Below are 15,636 nucleotides of genomic sequence, written 5' to 3'. Positions count from 1 at the left end.
CTTGCCCGCACCAGGACGAAGCAGAGGTCAGGCCGCAGCCTTCTTCTTCGCCAGTCTCGACTTGATGCTGGCGACGTCGGCGCGCGGCGTCGCGGCGAACAGCGTCTTGGTGTAGGCGTGCTTGGGGTCGGAGAAGACCTCGTCGCGCGGGCCGTATTCGACCGCTTCGCCAAAATACATCACCATCACGTGGTCGGCGATATAGCGCACCACCGAGAGGTCGTGGCTGATGAAGACGTAGGTCAGCTGGAACTCGTCCTGCAGGTCGGCAAGCAGGTTCAGCACCTGCGCCTGCACGGAGAGGTCGAGCGCCGAGACCGGCTCGTCCAGCACCAAGAGGCTCGGGTTCAGCATCAGCGCGCGGGCGATGGCGATGCGCTGCCGCTGTCCGCCCGAGAACATATGCGGGTAGCGGTTGTAATGCTCTGGTCCGAGGCCGACCTTCTTCAGCATCTTCATCGCGAGGTCGCGCCGTTCCTCGGCCGGCTTGTCGGTGTTGATGAGCAGCGGCTCGCCGAGCACGTCGCCGATCTTCTGGCGCGGATTGAGCGAGCCATAAGGGTTCTGGAAGACGATCTGCACCTTGCGGCGCATTTCCTTGGTGAGCCCGTCCCTGGCGATATCGACCTTGTTGCCATCGATGAAGAGCTCGCCGGAGGTGGCCGGATCGATCAGCGTGATGATGCGGGCGAGCGTGGACTTGCCGCAGCCGCTCTCGCCGACAATCGCCAGCGTCTTGCCCTTCTCGACGCTGAAGGAGACGCCCTTCACCGCATGCACGGTGCGCGCGCCGCGGAACAGGCCGCCGCCGACATGGTAGTCGCGCTTGATGTCCTTGCCTTCGACGACCTTGGTCATGCGCCGGCTCCTGAAGGCGCTGGCTCGAACAGCATGTCGGAAACGGTCGGCAGCCGGTCGCCGACGGCGTTCTCCGGCAGCGCCGAGAGCAGCGCGCGCGTGTAGTTGCTCTTCGGCGATTCAAAGAGCGACAGCACGTCGGCCTCCTCCATCTTGCGGCCCTTGTACTGGACGATGACGCGGTCGGCGGTTTCGGCCACCACGCCCATATTGTGGGTGATCATGATCAGGCCCATACCGTATTTGGCCTGCAGCGAGACCAGGAGATCGAGGATCTGCTTCTGGATCGTCACGTCGAGCGCGGTGGTCGGCTCGTCGGCGATCAGGAGCTTCGGATTGCAAGCGATCGCCATGGCGATCATGACGCGCTGGCACTGGCCACCCGACATTTGGTGCGGGAAGGAATTGAGCCGCTCCGCCGGTTCGGGGATGCCGACCTGCTTGAAAAGCTCGATGGCGCGGGCCCGGCGCTGGGCCTTGTCCATGCCCATGTGGAAGCGCAGCACTTCCTCGATCTGGAAGCCGACGGTGAAGCACGGGTTGAGGCTGGCGATCGGCTCCTGGAAGATCATGGCAATGTCTTTGCCGATGATCTTGCGGCGGTCGGCCGGGCTGATCTTCAACAGATCGCGGCCGTTGAAGGTCATACGGTCGGCGGTGACGGTGGCCGTCCAGGGCAAGAGGCCCATCACGGCCAGCATCGACACCGACTTGCCGGAGCCGGATTCGCCGACAATGGCGAGCACTTCGCGCTCGTCGACATGAAGCGAGACGCCGTCGACAGCGCGGAACGGGCCGGATGCGGTCTGGAATTCGACGACGAGGTTCTGGATGTCGAGCAGCGCCATCACGACCTCCTGAGCTTGGGATCGAGGGCGTCGCGCAAGCCGTCGCCGATCAGGTTGATGGCAAGCACGGTGATGAGGATGGCAAGACCCGGGAAGGTCACCACCCACCAGGCGCGCAGGATGAATTCGCGCGCCGAGGCAAGCATCGTGCCCCATTCCGGCGTCGGCGGCTGCGCGCCAAGGCCGAGGAAGCCGAGAGCTGCGGCTTCCAGGATGGCATTGGAGAAGGACAGCGTGCCCTGCACGATGAGCGGCGCCAGGCAGTTGGGCAGGATGGTCGCGAGCATCAGCCGCAGATGACCGGCGCCGGCGACTTTCGCCGCCACGACATATTCGCGGCTCTTCTCGGCCATCACGGCGGCGCGCACCAGACGGGCGAAATGCGGCTGCAAGACCAGCGCGATCGCCAGCATGGCGTTGAACAGGCCAGGGCCGAGGATGGTGACAAGCACGAGCGCGAGCAGCAGCGACGGGAAGGCCAGGATCAAGTCCATGACGCGCATGATCGCGACGTCGACCCAGCCGCGGAAATAGCCGGCAAGCAGGCCGAGCGTGATGCCGCCGGTGAGAGCCAGCGTGACCACCACCGCGCCGATCAGCAGCGAGAAGCGCGCGCCGTAGAGCAGGCGCGAAAGGATGTCGCGGCCGACCGGATCAGTGCCGAGCAGATATTGCGTGCTGCCTCCGGCCTGCCAGGCAGGCGGCCTGAGGAACGCGGTCTTATCCTGGATGTCGGGCGCATAGGGCGCGAGCAGCGGCGCGAAAAGCGCGGCGAGCACCAAAAGGATGAACACGAACAGGCCGATGACGGCGCCGCGGTTCACCGAGAAATAGTGCCAGAAGGTCTTGAGACCGGTGAGACGATCCGGGCTGCCGGCGGCCATCGGGGCGATTTCGGTCTGGGTCATTTATGCCGCCCTGATGCGTGGGTTGATGACGGCATAGAGCACATCCACGATGAGGTTCACCGCCATGACGATGAGCGCGATCAAAAGCAGACCCGACTGCACGACGACATAGTCGCGCTTGAAGATGGAATCGACCATCCATTTGCCGATGCCCGGCCAGGCGAAGATGGTCTCGGTGAGGATGGCGCCGGCAAGCAGCGTGCCGACCTGCAGGCCAATGGTGGTGACGACGGGAATCAGCGCGTTGCGCAGCGCATGCACGCCGATGACGCGTGCCGCCGAAAGGCCCTTGGCGCGCGCGGTGCGGACATAGTCCTCGCCCAGCACCTCGAGCATGGCCGAGCGCGTCTGGCGCGCGATCACGGCCAGCGGAATGGTGCCGAGCACGATCGAAGGCAGCACAAGGTGGCTGAGCGCGGAGCGGAACGCATCCCATTTGCCATGGAGGAGGCTATCGATGGTCATGAAGCCGGTGATCGGCTTGAAGAAAAACTGCAGGCCGATGCGGCCGGACACCGGCGTCCAGCCGAGAAAGCCGGAAAAGAAGATGATGAGCAGCAGGCCCCACCAGAAGATCGGCATCGAATAGCCGACAAGCGCGGTGCCCATCAGCGACTGGTCGAACCATGAGCCGCGCTTGACGGCGGCGAAGATGCCGGCGGGAATGCCGATCACCATGGCGAAGACCATGGCGAAGAAGGATAGTTCCAGCGTCGCCGGGAAGAGCGTCTTGAACTCCTCGAGGACCGGCCGCTTGGACGAGATGGAAACGCCGAAATCGCCGGTGGCGACCTCACCGACATAGCGCGCGTACTGCTCCCAGATCGGCAGATTGTAGCCGAACTGTTCCTTGAGCTCTTCGTAGCGGGCGGGGGCGACGCCATGTTCGCCGGCCATGGCGAGGATCGGATCGCCCGGCAGCAGCCGGACAAAGGCGAAGGCGCAGATGGTGATGCCGACCAGGGTCGGGATCAGGAGGGCGATTTTGTTGAGAAGGTATCGGAGCATATCAAATGGAATGGGGCGGCGCTGGAAGTTGCGCCGCCCCGTTCGCAATATTACTCGGACTTGTCAACGCCGTCGAAACGGTGAATGCCGAGCGGGTCCATCTTGAAACCGGTGACATTGTTGCGAACGACCGCGTAGACCTGGCTGTGAGCCAGGAGGAAAGCGGGCGCTTGCTTGGCGAAGATCACCTGCGCCTGCTCATAGAGCTTGGTGCGCTCGGCCTGGTCGCTGGTCTTCTTGGCCTTCTGGATCAGGTCCTCGAAATCCTTGTCGCACCAGCTGGAGTAGTTCGAGACGCCGATGGCCGAGCAGGCGAAAAGGGTGGCGAAGAAATTGTCCGGATCGCCATTGTCGCCGGTCCAGCCGATCTGGAAGGCGCCTGGCCGGTCCTTCTTCTTGCCTTCCTCGCGGTACTTCGTCCACTCATAGTTGACGATGTTGGCCTTGACGCCGACCTTGGCCCAGTCGGCCTGGATAAGCTCGGCGGCGCGCTGGAAGTTCGGGTTGTAAGGACGGACGCGATCGGAAGCCCAAAGCTGGATCTCCTTCAGCCCGGCATCGGCCAGCACCTTCTTGGCCGCTTCCGGATTGTAGGTGTCGGTCTTCACGTCCTTGTCCCACGACCACATGGTCGGCGGGATGAGGTTCTCGGCGGGCGTCGCGCCGGCGTCCTGGAACAGCGACTTGATCAAGGCCTCCCGGTCAATGGCCTGGTTGAGCGCATGGCGCACTTCCGGCTTGTCGAGCGGCGGGATGGTGGTGTTGTAGCTCATATAGCCGATGTTCAGGCCGGCCTGATCCATCAGGGTAACGTCCTTGTTGGCCTTGATGGTGGCGATGTCGGCCGGATTCGGATAGGGAGCCACATCGCATTCGCCGGCCAGCACCTTCTGGATGCGGGCGGTCGCGTCGGGCGTGATGGCGAAGACCAGATCGTCGATCTTTTCCTTGCCCTTGAAGTAGTCGGGGTTGGCCGCATAGCGGATGACCGAATCCAGCTGGTAATCGACGAACTGGAACGGACCGGTGCCGACCGGCTTGGTCGAGAAGTCGGCCATCTTGCCGTCCTTCTGGAGTTGGTCGGCATATTCCTTCGACACGATCGAAGCGAAGTCCATGCCGAGATTGGCCAGCATCGGCGCGTTCGGCTCGGTCAGCGTCAGCTTGACGGTGAGATCGTCGACCTTCTCCCACTTGGCGACATATTTCGGCATGTCCATGCCGGTGTAATAGTCCCAGGTGAGGTTCGGCAGATACTTGTCGCCGTTCCACGGATTCTGCTTGTTGAACTGGCGATCGAAGGAGAAGACGACGTCATCGGCGTTGAGGTCGCGCGTCGGCTTGAAATAGTCGGTGGTCTGGAACTTCACGCCCGGATGCAGATGGAAAGTATAGACCAGGCCATCGTCAGAAATTTCCCACTTGTCGGCAAGACCGGGCTCGATCTCGGTGCCACCGTGCTTGAATTCGACCAGTCGCGAATAGACGGTGCGCGAAGACGCGTCGAAGTCGTTACCGCCGGTCGTCGTACCGGGATCGAAATTGGCCGGCGACGCTTCCGAGCAATAAACGAGCGTCTTGGCACTGGCCATGCCGCTGAGGACGCTTGCAGCCAGCAACGCGGCTGCAAAAGTCATTGTCTTTTTCATTGAGCACTCCCTGATGTTCTCTCAAGCCCCTCTATCAGGCTCGCGAAGGGCGCATATAAGCACCGTTTCTTCGCCTTTGGAACACCTCGTTTGCGTACCCCATGGGAAGCAGGAAAAGAATCTATTCTTTGCTCAGATCGGAGAAAAACCGAGTAGTTTTTTCTGCTCACGACATTGTTAACGATGGCAATTTTTTATTGATCGACCGCCTTTCGAAATGGCGGCGCGAGGCATGCCTGCCCGGGATCGCCCCGCCGCCCAGGCACGATGCGGAGGCGAGCAAAGCGCAGGATTCGACGGCAAATCTTTCCCCGCATTGCCGCAGGGGCAAGGCTTGCACGGTCGCCGATAGAGGCAATACATAGATGATGGGTGGGATTTCCCGGAAAATCCGCGACGGCGAGGAGGACGCTTCCCTGGAAGCGGGCGCCGAGATCGAAGGCGACAGGGAGAGACAGGTGGCAAAAGCAGCCAAGACGACAGCCCCGGCGAAAGCAAAGGCCAAGGCCGCCGCCGAAAGCGATGCGCCCAAAACTGTGAAAGCGGCCACCGCGCCGAAAAGGAAGACGGCTGCTAAGGCAGCGCCTGCGAAGGCAGCCGCAAAGCCGGCGAGTGCCAAACCCGCAGCGGCAAAGACCAAGGCCGCAGCCGCGAAAGTGGACAGGCCGGCCACCGCCACGCCGGGCTCGAAGGGCTTGCCGAAAGCGATTACCGAGCTCACCGTCGGCCTGCCGGAAAAGCCGTGGTTGAAAAGCTATCCGAAGAACATGCCGGTCGAGATCGGCGCCCTGCCCTACAAGTCCATCGGCGAGTTCCTCGTCGGCGCCTGCAAGCAATTCGCCGGGCGGCCGGCCTTCGTGTGCATGGGCAAGTCGATCACCTATGCCGAGGTCGAACGGCTGTCGGCGGCGTTCGGCGCCTATCTGCAGGCGAGAGGGCTGGAGAAGGGCGCGCGCGTGGCGCTGATGATGCCGAACGTGCTGCAATATCCGGTGGCGATGATGGGTATACTGCGCGCCGGCTATACGGTGGTGAACGTCAATCCGCTCTACACGCCGCGCGAACTGGAGCATCAGTTGAAGGATTCCGGCGCGCAGGCGATCGTCATCCTCGAAAACTTCGCCGGCACGCTGCAGACGGTGATCGCCAGGACGCCGGTGAAGCACGTCATCGTCGCCGCCATGGGCGACATGCTGGGCGGCCTCAAGGGCGCCATTGTCAACTTCGTGGTGCGGCGCGTGAAGAAGATGGTGCCGGCATGGTCGCTGCCCGGCCATGTCAAATTCAACGCCGTGCTCAAGACCGGATCGAGCATCGCCTTCAAGCCGCCCACGGTCTCCGGCGACGACATCGCGTTCCTGCAATATACGGGCGGCACCACCGGCGTCTCGAAGGGTGCTGTGCTGCTGCATCGCAACGTGCTTTCGAACGTCGCGCAGAATTCGCTGTGGGTGGAGGACGCCTATACGGTGAAGCCCAAGCCGGCGCATCTCAACTTCATCTGCGCGCTGCCGCTCTATCACATCTTCGCGCTGACGGTGAACGCGCTGATGGGCATGCAGCAGGGCGCGCAGAACGTGCTGATCCCCAACCCGCGCGACATTCCGGGCTTCGTCAAGGAATTGGCGAAATACCCGATGCATATCTTTCCCGGCCTCAACACGCTGTTCAACGCGCTGCTCAACAATGAGGATTTCCGCAAGCTGGATTTCAAGCCGCTGATCCTGACGCTGGGCGGCGGCATGGCGGTGCAGAAGGGCGTCGCCGAACGCTGGAAGGCGCTGACCGGCTGCCCGGTGAGCGAAGGCTACGGACTGTCTGAAACCTCGCCGGTGGCGACCGCTAACAAATTCAGTTCGGCCGATTTCACCGGCACGATCGGCCTGCCGCTGCCTTCGACAGAAATCGCCATCCGCGACGATGACGGCAACAACGTGCCGCTCGGCGAAGTCGGCGAAATCTGCATCCGCGGCCCGCAGGTGATGGCCGGCTACTGGAACCGGCCCGAAGAGACCGCCAAGGTGATGACCAAGGACGGCTTCTTCAAATCCGGCGACATGGGCCTCATGGACGAGCGCGGCTACACCAAGATCGTCGACCGCAAGAAGGACATGATCCTCGTCTCCGGTTTCAACGTCTACCCGAACGAATTGGAAGAGGTGGTGGCGCATCATCCCGGCGTGCTGGAAGTCGCGGCGATCGGCGTGCCGGACGAGCATTCCGGCGAGGTGCCTAAATTGTTCGTGGTCAAAAAGGACCCGGCGCTCACCGTCGAGACGCTGATGGTCTACTGCCGCGAGAACCTGACCGGCTACAAGCGGCCGCGATATATCGAATTCCGCACCGAGCTGCCGAAGACGCCGGTCGGCAAGATCCTGCGGCGCGCGCTGCGGGAGCAGGCTTGAGCGATTATTCCGCCGGCAAGGCACGGGAGCGAGGCAAGCGGCTCGATCTGGCGGACTTCATCAAGGCGAACATGCGGCTGGCGCCGGTTCCGTCAGTGCCGGAGGTCCGGCTCTATCAGTCGCATCCCGGCAGCGGCCTGCGCCGGCTGCTCGAACCGGACGACGACAGTGGCGGGGTCGCGGCCGAGCCGCAGCCGCCTTACTGGGCCTATGCCTGGGCCGGCGGCGCCGTGCTGGCGCGCTATGTCCTCGACAGGCCATCGATCGTTGCCGGCAAACGCGTGCTCGACCTCGGCGCCGGGTCGGGATTGGTCGGCATCGCCGCGGCAAAAGCGGGAGCGTGCGCAGTGATCGCGGCGGAGATCGACCGCAACGGCGTGGTGGCGCTCCGCCTCAATGCGCAAGCCAATGGCGTCGCCATCGAAATACGCGACGAGGACCTCGCCGACGGCCCGCCGCCGGCAGTCGACCTGGTGCTCGCTGGCGACGTCTTTTACGCGCAGGATGTCGGTCAGCGGATCATGCCGTTCCTCGATCGCTGCCTCGCTGCCGGCATCGATGTGCTGATCGGCGATCCCGGCCGCGCCTGGCTGCCCAGACCTCGGCTTTGCCTGCTCGGCGAATATCACGTGCCGGATGTCGGCGGAAACGGCGGCAGCGAACCCAGGTCCAGCGCGGTGTTCGCCTTTGTCCCGATAAAGGGCGGCTAAGGAGTCCAGCAATCGCCCTTCGCCTCACATCGGGCGCCGCGGGTCATTCACACTTTCTTATTCATGGTTCCGAGAGCAAAGCTCGGAACAGGAACCAGCTAAACCCGTTTTACCAGTTCTAGCGGATAGAACGAAAACGGAGAAGTCATGCAAGTCCACGACACACGTCACCGTCGATCGAAAATCGGCGGCCACACGATATTTCTGCGGGAAGCAGGACCGCCCGACGCTCCCGTCCTTCTTTTGCCGCATGGCTACCCGTGCTCGTCTTACCAGTTCAGACGCCTGATGCCGGGCTTGGCCGATCGCTGGCGAACAATAGCATTCGACTGGCCTGGATTCGGTTACAGCGACACACCGGATCCCGCCGAGTTCGACTATGATTTCAATGCCTATGCCGGCGTTCTCGCTGATGTTGCCGATGCGCTGCATTTGGAGCGTTATGCGCTCTGGCTCCACGATTACGGTTCTCAGATCGGCCTCCGTCATGCGATAGCGCATCCGGACAGGATCGCGGGCCTGATCATCCAGAACGGCGACATCTACGAGGATGTGCTCGGGCCGAAATACGACACGATCAAAGCCTGGTGGGCAGACAAATCGTTCAAGAGGCACCGTCCGCTTGAGGAGGCGGTCAGCGAGGAGGGATTCCGCAAGGAGTTCATCGGCGAGGTCTCTGAGGAAGTCGCCAGCCGCGTCCCTCCGGACCTGTGGAAGCTGCATTGGCCGCTGATGAACACACCGATCCGGAAGGCGGTGTCGGTCCTGCTGATGGAAAAGCTCGAGCAGAACATCGAATGGTTCCGGCGATACCAATCCTATCTGCGCGAGCACCGACCGCCGACGCTGATCGTCTGGGGGCCGCAGGACGGCTACATGCCCGAGCAGTCGGCGCTCGCCTATCGGCGCGACCTCCCGGATGCGGAACTCCACATCCTCGATGATGCCGGGCATTGGCTGTTGGAAACGCATTTCGAGGAAGCCCTGCGGCCGGTGCGCGACTTCCTCTCGCGAATGCTGCCGTAAGCACGGTGCTCTGCGAAACCCAGAACCTAAGGAGGCAAACATGGCGACGAAACCAACCATCGCGCGCATCTGGCGCGGCCGCACCCGTCGCGACGTCGCGAACAGCTACGAACCCTATTTGAAGGCAGAGGGCATTCCTCCGCTTCAGCAGGTTGCGCTCGGCGTCCAGCTCTTTCGGGAAGACCTGGAAGAGGAGACCTGGTTCACGACCATCTCCTATTGGCCCGACATCGAGGCGATGACCGCTTTCACCAAGGGCGACCCGACCAAAGTCCACCATCTCGACCGCGACGCCGAATTTCTAATCGAACTGCCGGAGCGCATCGAGATTCACCGCATCCTCGTCGACGATCAGGATCTGCGTTGAGGTCGCCGTCATGAGCAACCTCGCCCTGTTCGGCCTTATGGCGCTGATTTGGGGGCTGACCTGGGCAGCCGTCAAGATCGGCCTGGATGCGGGCGTTCCCCCGATCCTTCTGGCGGGGCTGCGCTATCTGCTGACTGCGGGAATCCTGGCATTTTGGACACAGGGAGCCTTATCGGCCTTCGCGGAAGGCCAGTCGACGCGAGTCATCATATCGGCCTTGTTGACGAATGCCGGAACCTACGGACTGCTGTTCTGGGGCATGCAAACGGTCACGTCCGGCCTGTCCGGCTTGGTCAATCTCGCGCTGGTTCCGGTGCTTCTGTTTGGCTTGGCGGTCCTGCTCGGAGAAGAGCGACCCACCTGGCGGCATGGCCTGGCGCTGGCGCTCGGCTGCACAGGTCTCCTTGGCCTCTTCTGGACGCGCCTTGTCGAGCAGGAATCCGGAAACGGATTGGGGCTTGCCGCTATCGTGGCCGGCACGGCTTGCTATTGCGCGGGGAGCGTTATTGCGCGGCCGCTGATCGGCCCGATCAAGCCCCTGACGCTCACCGCGATCCACGCCGTTCTCGGCGCCGCGGCGCTGATCGTCGTCGCGTTTCTTTTGGGCGAGGTTTCGGCGACGCTGCCAGGAAAGATCGACGTCGCTTCGGCTGTGGCCAGCCTGTTGTTCCTTTCCCTCCTCGGAACCATCGTAGCCTACACGATTTATCTGAGCCTGCTTGAACAATGGGGCACCGCCCGCGCCGGGCTCTATGCCTTCATCTCGCCGATCGTTGCCCTGGCCGTGGGCGTTTGGCTCTTCGGCGAAAAGATCGGAGCGGCCGAGATTGGCGGCGCCGCGCTGTTGTTGGTAGCGGCAGGATTGGCGTTGTTTGGACGCGACAGCGCCAACCCGGCGAGGAAATGAAGGCCGTCGCCGATGTCATTTCCCCATCGCATCGCCGGCAACCTGGCTCTTGACCTCGCCAACACGATCAGTCGGCGGGGCACCGACCGGGAGGTCGACCATCTCGCGACGGCGGCGGACATTCTGGCATGGTCGAGGCAAAGCGGCCTGATCGACAATGATTTCGCCCTTCCTTCGGCCGACTACAAGGCTTTGGTCAAGGACGTTCTCGCCCTTCGCCGCGCTGTAAGCGACGCCGGCTCGGCAATCGCTCACGGCGGCGAACCTCCCGCTGCCGCGCTCGACACCATTCGAAAATACGGAGCCGAGGCACTCAGAACCGCCGCGCTCGCTGGATTGCCGGTGTCGTTGCATTTTCGAGGTGCCAACCGCATCACCGGGGCAATCGCGTGGTCGGCCCTCGATTTGCTTCGCGGCGACGAACTATCGCGTCTCAAACAATGCCCGCCGCACGACTGCCGCTGGCTTTTCATAGATCGCACGAAAAACGGTTCGCGACGATGGTGCGAGATGAACAGCTGCGGCAATCGGGCCAAGAAGCAGTCGCATCGGAGAATGCCGGATTGAGGCGTTTTCCTGAGACCGCGACCGGTCTAACCAGCCGGCACGTTCACCCGCGCGGCGAGGAAATCCGGCAGGTCGGCGACCGAGTCCAGAACGACGTCCGCCATCGGCGCCAGTGAGTCGCGCGTGCCGGTTCCGGAGAGCACGCCCACCGCCAGGCCACAGCCGCCGGCGCGCGCCATCTCCAGGTCATGGCGGTTGTCGCCGACCATGGCTATCTCACTCGCCTTCAATCCGGTCAGGTCGCAGAAAGCGACGACCGTGTCGGGCGCCGGCTTGGAGTTGGCCACCGCGTCGTATCCGAAGGCGGCATCGAAGAGCTGCGCGATACCGAGCGTGGCGAGCGTCTTTTCGGCGCCGCTGGTGGAATCGTTGGTGGCGACGCCCATCCGATAGGACCGGTTGTGCAAGGTCCGTAACGAATCGACGATGCCAGGCAGCGCCACGGCCATGGCCGACCCTTGCGCCGAAGTGATCTCGTTGAAGCGGGAAACGGCGTGCAGTTGGTCCTCGTCGGACAGGCGCGGGAACCAGAGCTCGACGACGTCCATGTTCGAACCGGAGGCGAAGATCGAATCCGGCTTGAAGCGTTTCGTGACGAAGTCGAAGCCGGCGGCGGCGAGCAGCCGATCGGCTTTCCAGCGGTCGCCTTCGGCGGCGTCCATCGCCATGAAGTCGGCTATGCCGAGCCAGGTTGCGTTGAAGTCGACAAGCGTGCCGTCCTTGTCGAACAATATTCCCTTGATATCCGCCAATCCTTTTACTCCACGCCACGCAATTGGTGAATATGAGCCACCAGTCCGGCAGTCGAGGCGTCGCGTTTTGCGGCAGTCTCCTTGCCTTCAACGACAGGCAGCAGACCCGTCGCCAGTTCCTTGCCGAGTTCGACGCCCCATTGATCGAAGGAATTGATGTTGAACAGCGTGCCTTCGACGAAGACGCGATGCTCGTAGAGCGCGATGATTCGGCCCAATGTGCGCGGATCGAGCTTGCGGTAGAGGATGGTGAGCGACGGACGGTTGCCGGAGAAGACCCGATGCGGCGCGATGCGGTCGACATCGGCCGGCTTCATGCCCTTGGCCAGCATCTGCGCGCGCGCCTCTTCCAGCGTGCGGCCCTTCATGAAGGCCTCCGACTGCGCCAGGCAGTTGGCGAGCAAGAGATCATGCTGGTGTTTCAGCTCGGGCTCATGACCGACGGCGGCAGCAAGGAACTCGACGGGAATGAAGTCGGTGCCCTGATGCAAGAGCTGGAAGAAGGCATGCTGGCCGTTGGTGCCGGGCTCGCCCCAGACCAGCGGGCCGGTGGGCGTGGCGGCCGCGGTGCCGTCCAGCGTGACGCTCTTGCCGTTCGATTCCATATCGAGCTGCTGCAGATAGGCCGGCAGGCGCGACAGGCGCTGGTCGTAAGGGATGACGGCGCGGGCCGGATATTTGCAGACGACGCGATGCCACCAGCCGATCAGCCCGAGAAGCACCGGAAGGTTCTTTTGCATCGGCGCCGAGCGGAAATGCTCGTCCATCTCATGCGCGCCCTCGAGGAAGGCGCGGAAGTTGCGCGCGCCGACGGAAATCATCACCGGCAGACCGATAGCGCTCCAGACCGAATAGCGGCCGCCGACCCAGTCCCAGAAGCCGAAGACACGGTCCTGCTCGATGCCGAACTTCGCCACAAGGTCGAGGGCTGACGAGACGGCGGCGAAATGCTTGCCGACCGCTTCCTTGCCCAATGCCTTCTGAACCCAATCGCGCGCCGTCTCGGCATTGGTCATCGTCTCGACGGTTGTGAAGGTCTTGGAGGCAACGATGAACAGGGTCGTCTCGGCAGACAGACCCTTCAGCGTGTCATGGATATGGGCGCCGTCGACATTGGAGACGTAATGCGCGCGCGGTCCGTCATGGTAGGGCGCGAGCGCCAGCGTCACCATCGCCGGGCCGAGATCCGAGCCGCCGATGCCGATGTTGACGATGTCGGTTATCTTCTTGCCGGTGGCGCCGACCGCCTTGCCGGAGCGGATGGCGTCGGCGAAGGCGCCCATGGCGTCGAGCACGGCGATCACGTCGGCCTTGGTGTCCTGGCCGTCGACGATCACGCTCTTGCCGGTCAGGTTGCGCAGCGCGGTGTGCAGCACGGCGCGGTTCTCGGTGTTGTTGATCTTCTTGCCTTCGAACATGGCGGCGCGGCGTCCCGCGAGGTCGGCCGCACCCGCGAGCTTTTCCAGCATCGTCATCGTCTCTGCATCGACGGCGCATTTCGACCAGTCGAGCAGAAGGTCGCCATCGGTGGCTGAGAATGTCTCGAAGCGCTTGGGATCGGCGGCGAAAGCCTCGCGCATCGAGCCCTTGGCCGCCGCGCGCTGATCGCGCAAGGCGGCAAGTTGCTTGTCGAAGGATGACTGGTCCACTGGCAGGCTCCTGGCGGGTTTTTAGACCACTTTAACAGGCCGGATGTTTCCGGCGCGTGTCGGCGCGTCATTCTATTGAGCCGATTTCCGTTTCGTTCAAGCGCGGCTTTGCCGCACTGCATCACGCTTTAATGAAGGGAGTGTTGGACGGTGAGGATGGAGGATTTCGCCGCGAGGGTGCTGTTCGGTGCGGGCGACAACGCTTCGCATCGTAGGGGCGACGATGCTGCGCATCGCGCCTTAAACGCGCCGCGACGACGCTTCGCGTCGCGCTTGATAGATCACTGGCATAAATCCCAGCGATCAGAAAAATTGATTGGCGCAACCCCTTATGCCACCCATACACTCCGCTGGTCCAGCCAAGTGAAAACAGCTGGCCGTCCGAGGAAGATTTCCCATGCCACAGCGCAATGACACGGCCATATGGTCCGGCCTGTTCCGGATCTCGGCTGAATCCGGCCAAACCCTCCAGGCGCAGATCCGCCAGGCGATCGTCGCGGCCATTCTCGACCGACAGATCGCCGCCTCGATGCCGCTGCCGTCGTGCCGAATTCTCGCGGAAAAACTTGGGGTTGCCCGCGGCACGGTGGTGCTTGCCTTTCAGCAGCTGGTCGACCAGGGCTTCCTGGTGGCGCGCGAGCGGCGTGGTCATTTCGTCAATCCGGACGTGCTGGCCACCCCCGCCAAGCCGCACCAGAAGGCACCCGACCAGCAGAACGAGATCGACTGGAAGGCGCGCCGGCAGATCGCCGCAAGCGACATGCCGCCGCCGGCCAAGCACGACAACTGGATCAAGTCCTCCTATCCGTTCGTCTACGGCCAATTCGATCCGGCGCTGTTTCCGACCGCCGAATGGCGCGAGTGCAACCGCATGGCGCTGGCAGTGCTGGAGATCCGCAACTGGGCATCTGACATGGTGGACCGCGACGATCCGCTGCTGATCGAGCAGATCCAGGCCAGGCTTCTGCCGCGGCGCGGCATCTTCGCCAACCCGGACGAGATCATCGTGACGCTGGGCGCGCAGAACGCGCTTTATATGCTCGCCACGCTGCTGATGACCAAGGGCTCGAAAGTGGCGATGGAAGATCCGGGCTATCCCGATGCCCGTTCAATCTTCCGGCTGGCCGGCGCGGATATCCAGCCGGTCCCGGTCGACCAGTCGGGCATCGTGACCTCGTCGATCCCCAGCGATTCCGGCTTCGTCTTCGTCACGCCGAGCCACCACTGCCCGACCATGGTGCCCTTGTCGGCGGAGCGGCGGCAGGATCTTCTGGCCCGCGCCAACCGCAACAACCAGATCATCATCGAGGACGGCTATGACAGCCAGCTGCTCGACGAGGCGCCGCAGCAGGCGCTGAAGAGCCTCGATCGTTCCGGCCGTGTCATCTATGTCGGCTCGATGTCGAAGACGCTGGCGCCGGGTCTCAGGCTTGGCTACATCGTCGCGTCGGCCGGGCTGATCGCCGAGCTTCGCGCGTTGCGCCGCTTCATGCTGAGGCACCCGCCGGCGAACAACCAGCGCGCCGTTGCGCTGTTCCTGTCGCTCGGTCACCACGAGGCACTGGTGCGCAGGCTCTCCGCCGCATTCGATGAGCGGCGCAAGCGTCTGGTCCATGCGATTTCCGCTTTCCTGCCAGAGTGGCGCTCGACCGACTCGGCGGGCGGCACATCGCTCTGGCTGGAAGGGCCGCGGGGTACCGATTCACGCGGCCTGGCGGAAGCCGCCGCGTCGCGCAGCGTCATCATCGAACCCGGCGACCGGTTCTTCGATCGCAGCGAAAAGCCCTCTCGTTTCATGCGTTTGGGCATTTCCTCGATCTCGCTGCAGCATATCGAGCCGGGCATCCGCGAACTTGCCACCGCCGCCGGACGCAGGCCCGCGGCCGCCTGATCGCCACAGACCTTCTGAAAAAGAGCCGGCACTGCGCCGGCTCTTTTTGTTTGGGCGCATGTTTGCCGCTTTAGCATTCTGGCATACTCGA

General features: G+C 63.1%; 14 protein-coding genes. 7 read left to right on the top strand and 7 right to left on the bottom strand.

Going from position 1 to position 15,636, the window contains the following annotated elements; translation table 11 throughout:
- Positions 1-27: 27 nt before the first annotated feature.
- From O7A05_RS08745 to O7A05_RS08725, 5 genes are read right to left on the bottom strand one after another with little or no spacing between them, the layout of a single operon-like run.
- Complete coding sequence (locus O7A05_RS08745; protein WP_337092585.1) at positions 28-858, bottom strand: dipeptide ABC transporter ATP-binding protein; 831 nt, start codon at positions 856-858, stop codon at positions 28-30.
- On the bottom strand, positions 855-1,706 hold the full coding sequence (locus tag O7A05_RS08740) for an ABC transporter ATP-binding protein (RefSeq protein WP_337092584.1): 852 nt from the start codon (positions 1,704-1,706) through the stop codon (positions 855-857). Before O7A05_RS08740 ends, O7A05_RS08745 begins: the two co-directional genes overlap by 4 nt.
- Positions 1,706-2,614: an ABC transporter permease subunit gene (locus O7A05_RS08735; protein WP_127249826.1), complete on the bottom strand. Its 909-nt coding sequence runs from the start codon at positions 2,612-2,614 to the stop codon at positions 1,706-1,708. The genes O7A05_RS08740 and O7A05_RS08735 overlap by 1 nt, the downstream gene beginning before the upstream one ends.
- Positions 2,615-3,622, bottom strand: coding sequence for an ABC transporter permease subunit (locus tag O7A05_RS08730; protein WP_337092581.1), 1,008 nt, complete (start codon positions 3,620-3,622; stop codon positions 2,615-2,617).
- 50 nt (positions 3,623-3,672) lie between these two features.
- Complete coding sequence (locus O7A05_RS08725; RefSeq protein WP_337092580.1) at positions 3,673-5,271, bottom strand: ABC transporter substrate-binding protein; 1,599 nt, start codon at positions 5,269-5,271, stop codon at positions 3,673-3,675.
- Positions 5,272-5,729: 458 nt separating this feature from the next.
- On the opposite strand from O7A05_RS08725, the gene O7A05_RS08720 reads away from it, so the two are divergent.
- The 6 genes from O7A05_RS08720 (at position 5,730) to O7A05_RS08695 (ending at position 11,253) form a co-directional block, all read left to right on the top strand.
- Positions 5,730-7,676: a long-chain fatty acid--CoA ligase gene (locus tag O7A05_RS08720; protein ID WP_337092799.1), complete on the top strand. Its 1,947-nt coding sequence runs from the start codon at positions 5,730-5,732 to the stop codon at positions 7,674-7,676.
- A gap of 71 nt (positions 7,677-7,747) precedes the next feature.
- On the top strand, positions 7,748-8,386 hold the full coding sequence (locus O7A05_RS08715) for a class I SAM-dependent methyltransferase (RefSeq protein WP_337092798.1): 639 nt from the start codon (positions 7,748-7,750) through the stop codon (positions 8,384-8,386).
- A 147-nt stretch (positions 8,387-8,533) separates the two neighbouring features.
- Positions 8,534-9,412: an alpha/beta fold hydrolase gene (locus O7A05_RS08710; RefSeq protein ID WP_337092579.1), complete on the top strand. Its 879-nt coding sequence runs from the start codon at positions 8,534-8,536 to the stop codon at positions 9,410-9,412.
- A gap of 40 nt (positions 9,413-9,452) precedes the next feature.
- Positions 9,453-9,779 carry an antibiotic biosynthesis monooxygenase family protein gene (locus tag O7A05_RS08705; protein WP_337092578.1) on the top strand — a complete coding sequence of 109 codons (327 nt, stop codon included), beginning with the start codon at positions 9,453-9,455 and terminating at the stop codon, positions 9,777-9,779.
- A gap of 10 nt (positions 9,780-9,789) precedes the next feature.
- On the top strand, positions 9,790-10,686 hold the full coding sequence (locus tag O7A05_RS08700; protein WP_337092577.1) for a DMT family transporter: 897 nt from the start codon (positions 9,790-9,792) through the stop codon (positions 10,684-10,686).
- Between the two features lie 12 nt (positions 10,687-10,698).
- Positions 10,699-11,253 carry a CGNR zinc finger domain-containing protein gene (locus tag O7A05_RS08695; RefSeq protein WP_337092576.1) on the top strand — a complete coding sequence of 185 codons (555 nt, stop codon included), beginning with the start codon at positions 10,699-10,701 and terminating at the stop codon, positions 11,251-11,253.
- Between the two features lie 26 nt (positions 11,254-11,279).
- On the opposite strand, the gene O7A05_RS08690 is transcribed toward O7A05_RS08695, so the two are convergent.
- Both O7A05_RS08690 and pgi read right to left on the bottom strand, forming a co-directional pair.
- Positions 11,280-12,005 (bottom strand): HAD family hydrolase, encoded by a 726-nt coding sequence (locus O7A05_RS08690; RefSeq protein WP_337092575.1) that lies wholly within the window; start codon positions 12,003-12,005, stop codon positions 11,280-11,282.
- A 5-nt stretch (positions 12,006-12,010) separates the two neighbouring features.
- Entirely contained in the window at positions 12,011-13,654 is a 1,644-nt protein-coding gene (gene pgi, locus O7A05_RS08685; protein WP_337092574.1) for a glucose-6-phosphate isomerase, read from the bottom strand.
- 397 nt (positions 13,655-14,051) lie between these two features.
- Between pgi and pdxR the strand changes: the two genes are divergently transcribed.
- Positions 14,052-15,545, top strand: coding sequence for a MocR-like pyridoxine biosynthesis transcription factor PdxR (gene pdxR / locus O7A05_RS08680; RefSeq protein WP_140815004.1), 1,494 nt, complete (start codon positions 14,052-14,054; stop codon positions 15,543-15,545).
- Positions 15,546-15,636: the final 91 nt, after the last annotated feature.

The organism is Mesorhizobium argentiipisi (SeqCode) (genome assembly GCF_037179585.1).
GTDB classification, from domain to species: domain Bacteria; phylum Pseudomonadota; class Alphaproteobacteria; order Rhizobiales; family Rhizobiaceae; genus Mesorhizobium; species Mesorhizobium argentiipisi.
The sequence above is the reverse complement of the archived record's forward strand: the minus strand, read 5'-3'. Positions and strand labels throughout refer to the sequence as shown.

Excerpts from the sequence above, each read along its gene's own strand:
- O7A05_RS08735 (WP_127249826.1), bottom strand. The coding sequence starts at position 2,614 with ATGACCCAGACCGAAATCGCCCCGATGGCCGCCGGCAGCCCGGATCGT.
- O7A05_RS08715 (WP_337092798.1), top strand. The coding sequence starts at position 7,748 with ATGCGGCTGGCGCCGGTTCCGTCAGTGCCGGAGGTCCGGCTCTATCAG.
- O7A05_RS08705 (WP_337092578.1), top strand. The coding sequence starts at position 9,453 with ATGGCGACGAAACCAACCATCGCGCGCATCTGGCGCGGCCGCACCCGT.
- pdxR (WP_140815004.1), top strand. The coding sequence starts at position 14,052 with ATGCCACAGCGCAATGACACGGCCATATGGTCCGGCCTGTTCCGGATC.
- O7A05_RS08740 (WP_337092584.1), bottom strand. The coding sequence starts at position 1,706 with ATGGCGCTGCTCGACATCCAGAACCTCGTCGTCGAATTCCAGACCGCA.
- O7A05_RS08725 (WP_337092580.1), bottom strand. The coding sequence starts at position 5,271 with ATGAAAAAGACAATGACTTTTGCAGCCGCGTTGCTGGCTGCAAGCGTC.
- O7A05_RS08700 (WP_337092577.1), top strand. The coding sequence starts at position 9,790 with ATGAGCAACCTCGCCCTGTTCGGCCTTATGGCGCTGATTTGGGGGCTG.
- O7A05_RS08695 (WP_337092576.1), top strand. The coding sequence starts at position 10,699 with ATGTCATTTCCCCATCGCATCGCCGGCAACCTGGCTCTTGACCTCGCC.
- O7A05_RS08745 (WP_337092585.1), bottom strand. The coding sequence starts at position 858 with ATGACCAAGGTCGTCGAAGGCAAGGACATCAAGCGCGACTACCATGTC.
- O7A05_RS08730 (WP_337092581.1), bottom strand. The coding sequence starts at position 3,622 with ATGCTCCGATACCTTCTCAACAAAATCGCCCTCCTGATCCCGACCCTG.
- O7A05_RS08710 (WP_337092579.1), top strand. The coding sequence starts at position 8,534 with ATGCAAGTCCACGACACACGTCACCGTCGATCGAAAATCGGCGGCCAC.